Origin of the sequence: Bartonella sp. AA83SXKL (assembly GCF_042196965.1) — a bacterium.
GTDB lineage: Bacteria > Pseudomonadota > Alphaproteobacteria > Rhizobiales > Rhizobiaceae > Bartonella.
This window is the reverse complement of sequence record NZ_JBHIRG010000243.1, coordinates 1-316: the sequence shown is the minus strand read 5'-3', so window position 1 is coordinate 316 and position 316 is coordinate 1. Positions and strand designations below refer to the sequence as shown.

At 38.6% G+C, this 316-nt stretch carries 1 protein-coding gene; it reads right to left on the bottom strand.

Annotated elements, in window-relative coordinates:
• A partial coding sequence (locus tag ACFINO_RS10875; protein WP_375655867.1) for an MFS transporter occupies positions 1–316 on the bottom strand: 316 nt, incomplete at both ends.

Sequence of the window (316 nt, the reverse complement as noted above, 5' to 3'; positions counted from 1 at the left end):
AGAAATAAGATTCGTGGGCATTTTAAAAAGACATCTATTATAGGGACTTGACCACGCTCTTTGCGTTCAAGAGTTTTTTTGAATTCAACTGTTTCGTTGATTGAGAGACGAACCCATAATCCCACAAGCATTAGAAAAACTGAAGCAATAAAAGGAATGCGCCATCCCCATGCTAAAAGTTCGTCATGATCAAGGAAATGCAATAGACCTAAATAAACGACAATAGATAAGAACAAACCAATTGGAACGCCTAATTGAGGAAACATTGCATACCATCCACGCTTTTGGGGAGGAGCATTTTCTGTTGCAAGCAGAA